This is a genomic window from Flavobacterium sp. (genome assembly GCF_029945805.1).
GTDB lineage: Bacteria > Bacteroidota > Bacteroidia > Flavobacteriales > Flavobacteriaceae > Flavobacterium.
Genome location: NZ_JAQSDH010000004.1, coordinates 1 through 5,600, shown reverse-complemented (window position 1 = coordinate 5,600; position 5,600 = coordinate 1). Strand labels below are relative to the sequence as shown.

Sequence of the window (5,600 nt, the reverse complement as noted above, 5' to 3'; positions counted from 1 at the left end):
AAAATTAAGATTTTATTCTTAACTCCAACTGGAAGCTAAATTAGTATATCCATTCTACTACTTTTTAACCCTTTTGCTTTTAATTTATGGAGTACTTCTTTTTGGTTATACTTTTTTTATTGATTTATGTCGACTAGTGATGATAAAATGATTATATTAATACAAATACTGTCGTTGCAAATGACATATTACGCTACAATTACTACCTTTGTTACTCGTTATTTGAATTCAAATAGCATTACAAAAAGATATATATAACTTCATGCAGCAACTTATTACTTGTCCTATTTGTAAAGGTACTTCCATCAGTTCTTTTATTACAACAACGGCTCAGATGCATTCGGATAAAGAGTTGTTCAATTTTGACCAATGCGATGATTGTAAACTAGTTTTTATAAATCCAAGAGTTTCTGTAGCTGCAATACAAAACTATTATACATCTTATTACCTTCCTTACAGAGGCGCAAAAGCTTGGGGTAAGTATGAAAAATTAGTAGAAGGCAGCCAGCATACGTTAGATTTAAAACGGGTAAAGCGCATACAAGCGGCACATAATATAGTACCAGAATCTTTAATACTTGACGTTGGCTGTGGCAATCCAAGTTTTTTAAAGGCATGCCAACAAGAGTTACATTGCCAAACTATAGGTATTGACTTTAGTGATGAAGGATGGAAAGAGCAACCTGCCCATTTTGAAGGGTTAGATTTGCAAGTTGCAGAAATAAAAGACTTACCACGTAATCTGAACCCCGATGTAATAACGATGTGGCATTATTTAGAGCATGATTATACGCCGCTTGAAAACCTTAGCTATTTAAAATCAATTGCCAAACCATCAACAACATTGATTATTGAAATTCCTAATTTTGATTCAACAAGTAGAAAAAAATATGGCGCACATTGGGCAGGCTGGCACACACCAAGACATATATCATTATTTTCACCAAACAATGTAACCCTGCTTCTCGAAAAAAGTGGTTGGAAAGTAACTAAAGTACTCACCTATGGAACTATGGATCCTTATTTACTATACTGGATGAGCGAGATGGAACAAAAAGGAATCCAATGGGATAAAAACATGGAAGAGGAGTTTTGGGAATTTATGCTAGGCATGGTACTTTTTATGCCAAAGAAATGGAAGGAAAAAAAATCTTCTTTTGGCATAATGACCGTAATTGCAACGCCACAATAGTATTTTTTAAAAAACCAAAAGGTTTTTACCTTCCCAAGTCCCCGTTGATTTATAAGGTTGAAATCTAGAAAAAAGTTCTTCTGAGTACCATTCGTATTGGCGTGTTTTTCTGATGGCTTCTTGGTGTTGTTTGCTTTTGTAAGCAAATTGTTTTACTGACTCAAAGTTGTTCCACAAACTAAAAGTCGCCATCTGAATTATGGGAACTTCTCCAACTCCTTTAGTATATAGCAAACCCTCATTGCCTTCTAATCCCTCTTCTGAAGTAGGCACATATTTCCAAAATCGAAGGAGCCAATTCCATTTAATAGTAGCTCTAGTAATAATAGCAATAGGTTGTGTAGAGTCAAAGTCAGCAGCTTTCTCAAAAGGATTTTTGCCAACCCATGTTCCGCTTGCTGAAATATTTTTCATATAAAGCGTGAATATCTCCTCAGTGTGGTCTGTATACCGTTTTATTAAATCAGAAGATGAAAAGAAAGTGTTGGCAGCTTCTTCTGATTCCCATACCTGAAGCAGGCAATAAATAGACCAATCGGGCATCGGATTAAAACCTCTCCCTTTTCCGCTGCCCATCAGACGGTAAAAAGTTAAACCATTTACCGTAGACAGTCCTTTTTTTGCAAATTGCATCATCATAAAAGCCCATGCCTTATTAGGTAACGAGGCATATTTAAAAAAGGAAATAGTCGTGATTTGTTGGCTCATATTTATTAGTACAGATAATTTATTCTATCAAATAGTTAGTATTTTGTCTGCTGCTTAACTAAGGTATTTTGTTTTAAAATCAGGTTAATAAAACGTTCAAGACACCAAAAAAAATAAGTTGCGCGATGAAAACAATAAAACTAATTTTAGCATTTATTATCGGGCGAAAAAGGTAAATCAATCCGTGAATAAAGATACTTGTTGCAAACCACATCACATAATTTTGAAACGGAATATTATCATTTTCCCAACTCCAAAATCCCAGTTTGACAGCGACTGGTTCAACTATGAAGTCTAATCCGGTCATTAACAGAGGCGGAATAAGGATTAATAAATACCATTTATTGGTAAAATATTGGGCAACACCATAAGTACTCAGTGCTAAAAACAACCAATTGACACCAATTATTAACGGAGTTTCAAAAACTTTAAATCCAAATAGACTACCATAAGAATAACTCCCAAATAAAACACCCGTGATAACGCCAATTGCCTCAACTGAAAATCCGATTAGAAAAATAAGCACAGATAGAAGTAAAAACCGTTTGCTAAAATCGTTGTTTACGCGGTAAAAGACAACTAGTGTAAGCAGTAAATTAAGCGGTGTTAGTGGTAAAAAGAAATTTTTATACACCTCTGTGGCTATTCCTAGTGTTCCAAAAAAATAGAACAATAGCAAAAGCAAAATCCAACGGTTTTCTATAGTAACGTTTTTTATCATTTTATTAGTTGCTCAATGATTTTTGCGGATGAAAGTGCTAATGGAATTCCTCCGCCGGGATGCACACTTCCTCCAACGAAATAGAGATTTTTGTATTGAGAGGAAAAATTCTTGTGACGAAAAAATGCTGCAAACCTACTATTGCTTGAAGTTCCATATAACGAACCTTTGAACGAATAGGTTTTATCTTGTATGAGTTGTGGCGTTAAATGTTCTTCAAATAGGATGAGACTTTCAATAGCTACACCCAAATTTTTTGATATTTTTCTTAGTATATTTTTTCTGGCATCGGCAACCATACAATCCCAATCTTGACCATATACAGAAGGCACATTAATCATTACAAACCAATTTTCTTTTCCTTCGGGCGCATCTTCCTTGATATGTTTGCTCGTAATGTTGATATATATCGTTGGATCTTCATAGATTGTTTTAGACTCAAAAATGTGGTCAAATTCTGTTTTGTAGTCCTCGGTAAACATAATATTGTGCACGTCTAATGCAGGGAATTCTTTATCAATTCCCCAGTAAAATATGAGTGCAGAGCTCGATCGTTCTTGTTTGTCTACTTCTTTCAGTTTCTTTGCGGAAGGTATTAATTTCTCATATACCGTGTGAATATCTGCATTGCATACTACCACATCGGCAAGGAACTTATCGGAAGTTGTTGTTACACTTTTTACCAAATTATTGGTTGTCTCAATTGCTGTTACTTCTTGATTGAAATGGAATTCAACTCCTATTTCTTTTGCAAGTGTAACCAAACTGTTTGTGATGGAATGCATTCCGCCTTTTGGCAAATAAGCGCCTAAACCAAATTCCAAATGGGGAATTATATTCAAAATACCTGGCGCTTTGTATGGATTTGATCCGTTGTAAGTGGCATATCTATTAAATAATCGTATGGTTTTTGTATCAGTAAAAGCTTTTTCATTCACTTGATTCATTGAACTGAAGATATTTAGAAAAGGAAGTTTGATTACAGCAACAAGTGTCGACAAGGAGAGAAACGAATTTATTTTATGTAGCGATTTTTCTAAAAACTGCTCTTTTGTAACGCCATAAATAAACTTACTTTTGTTTAAATGTTTTTTTACTTTTTCAGCTGTATCGGTAGTTTTCCTCTCAATTTCGTCAGCAAATACAGCTATATCTGCGCTTGCAGAAATGCGCGTACCATCTTCATAAAAGTAATTGCATATGACATCTAACTGTTCATAATTGAAATAATTCGATGCTTTTTTTCCTGATAGTTCAAATAGTTCTGTAACTAAATGAGGCATGGTAAAAAGTGATGGTCCAGCATCAAACCTAAAACCATTTCCACTAAGTTGGGTAAGTTTTCCTCCTGGATAGGAGTTTTTTTCAAGAACTTGAACTCTATACCCTTTGTTTTGTAGCCGAATTGCAGCAGCAATTCCTGCAATACCAGAACCAATAATTATTGCTTTCTTCATAAAGGGTTTGCTATTAAAAAATAAGTCAATTATAAGTTGTTATTTGGGAAAGTACTAGACTACAAATCCTCATAGTAATATTCAAAACCGTCATTTTATATTTTGCTTTCACACAAATTGGTAATTGGGTAGTATCTTTTTACAAATTAATCTCAAGCTTTTACTTTTTTGAGTTCTTGTTGTAAGTATTTCCATGGTACAATCAACATCCCAAAACATTCTCCTTGTTCTTTTCCTCTGTGTTTGTGGTGTACTTTGTGTGCTCTACGAATAGCTCTTAGATAAACATTGTCGCTATTTCTGAACCATTTTAACCGCTGGTGAATAAATACTTCATGAACCAAAAAATACGCAATTCCGTATGCCAAAATGCCAAAACCAATATACATAACAGTCCAAAAAGCAAACATTGAACCTAGCATAATGCACAACCAGGAAGGAACGGCATAAATCATAAAAAACATATCGTTTTTTTCAAAAAACGAATCTTTATTGGGTGTATGATGGTCAAAATGTAAATTCCATAAAAAACCATGCATCACATATTTATGGGTAAACCAAGCCATAAATTCCATACCCCAAAAAGTTAAAAAAATAATTAAAAATCCCATATATACAAATATTATTTGAAAGTATCAATACCAATAAAATTATGTTTTGGCAAAGTTTTACGTCCAAAACAGAAGTTTTTTTGTCAGTGTCTTACAAAATTCATATACACTAAAAAAAATACATTTATGAGTCAAACATTACATAAATAAAATAAATGTTTAACAAAATTATCAAAAAGCTAAACAAATATAAGTATTTAAAAAGCAAATTTATTTATTTGCTTTCTTTTTTTAGTATTTTATTAGACACAATAAAAAAGTAGTTAATAAATAACGTGGAGTAGAAACTTGTTTATCAATTACTATTATCAAGATTGATCATTCTAGCGGACAATTTTTTTAGTCTTCTCCTTTGAATATATTTTCAAATAAAATGTTAGGTAACTACCATTGACGAAGATCAAACAATAAAGTTAATCGTGGTACCGAATCCAGTTCAAACCACCTTATCTTTATTTTTGTCCAAAGCAGAACCAAAACAAATGATTATATATAATGCCTCAGGACAAATAGTTTTTAAGGGGGATTATCAAAACTCAATTGACGTTTCTGTATGGGCTTCTGGATTATATTTTATTCAGGTGGAAACTAATGGAATAGTACTTAATGCGAAGTTTGTAAAAAAATAGGCTAGCATTTAATAATTTTAGTCTTTTAAAATGTCTTTTTGTCTTAATTGATTCATATATTTTGGAGATTCTACCTTTTATTAGGCAAATATTAATAGAACCTAAAATAATTTTTGAGGCTATTTTTAAGCTAAATTTCGAATTAAATTTTCAAGAAAACTTATAATTTGGTTTGAAAGTAAGTCTATAGAGTTCACGAATAAGAAGAGAAGGAATAAAAATGTCTGAGCTTGCTCAAGCATTTTTATTCCTTCTCTTCTTTCAAAGCGGAGCTTTGTCAGG

6 protein-coding genes are annotated in these 5,600 nt (G+C 32.8%); 2 read left to right on the top strand and 4 right to left on the bottom strand.

What is annotated here, in order from left to right:
• Nucleotides 1-262: 262 nt before the first annotated feature.
• A complete protein-coding gene (locus PSU83_RS00920; protein WP_300585694.1) occupies nt 263-1,192 on the top strand; it encodes a class I SAM-dependent methyltransferase in 930 nt (309 codons plus the stop codon).
• 6 nt (nt 1,193-1,198) lie between these two features.
• Here the strand turns inward: PSU83_RS00920 and PSU83_RS00915 are convergent, their stop codons facing one another.
• From PSU83_RS00915 to PSU83_RS00900, 4 genes are all read right to left on the bottom strand, one after another.
• Entirely contained in the window at nt 1,199-1,900 is a 702-nt protein-coding gene (locus tag PSU83_RS00915; RefSeq protein WP_300585692.1) for a DUF3291 domain-containing protein, read from the bottom strand.
• 79 nt (nt 1,901-1,979) lie between these two features.
• Nucleotides 1,980-2,621 (bottom strand): carotenoid biosynthesis protein, encoded by a 642-nt coding sequence (locus tag PSU83_RS00910; RefSeq protein WP_300585690.1) that lies wholly within the window; start codon nt 2,619-2,621, stop codon nt 1,980-1,982.
• A complete protein-coding gene (gene crtD / locus PSU83_RS00905) occupies nt 2,618-4,078 on the bottom strand; it encodes a 1-hydroxycarotenoid 3,4-desaturase CrtD (protein ID WP_300585688.1) in 1,461 nt (486 codons plus the stop codon). The genes PSU83_RS00910 and crtD overlap by 4 nt, the downstream gene beginning before the upstream one ends.
• A gap of 152 nt (nt 4,079-4,230) precedes the next feature.
• Nucleotides 4,231-4,689, bottom strand: coding sequence for a sterol desaturase family protein (locus tag PSU83_RS00900; protein WP_300585686.1), 459 nt, complete (start codon nt 4,687-4,689; stop codon nt 4,231-4,233).
• 419 nt (nt 4,690-5,108) lie between these two features.
• Between PSU83_RS00900 and PSU83_RS14745 the strand changes: the two genes are divergently transcribed.
• Complete coding sequence (locus tag PSU83_RS14745; protein WP_363319834.1) at nt 5,109-5,318, top strand: T9SS type A sorting domain-containing protein; 210 nt, start codon at nt 5,109-5,111, stop codon at nt 5,316-5,318.
• Nucleotides 5,319-5,600 lie beyond the last annotated feature (282 nt).

Coding starts and splice junctions, on each gene's coding strand:
- PSU83_RS00920 (WP_300585694.1), top strand. CDS start 263: ATGCAGCAACTTATTACTTGTCCTATTTGTAAAGGTACTTCCATCAGT.
- PSU83_RS00915 (WP_300585692.1), bottom strand. CDS start 1,900: ATGAGCCAACAAATCACGACTATTTCCTTTTTTAAATATGCCTCGTTA.
- PSU83_RS00910 (WP_300585690.1), bottom strand. CDS start 2,621: ATGATAAAAAACGTTACTATAGAAAACCGTTGGATTTTGCTTTTGCTA.
- crtD (WP_300585688.1), bottom strand. CDS start 4,078: ATGAAGAAAGCAATAATTATTGGTTCTGGTATTGCAGGAATTGCTGCT.
- PSU83_RS00900 (WP_300585686.1), bottom strand. CDS start 4,689: ATGGGATTTTTAATTATTTTTTTAACTTTTTGGGGTATGGAATTTATG.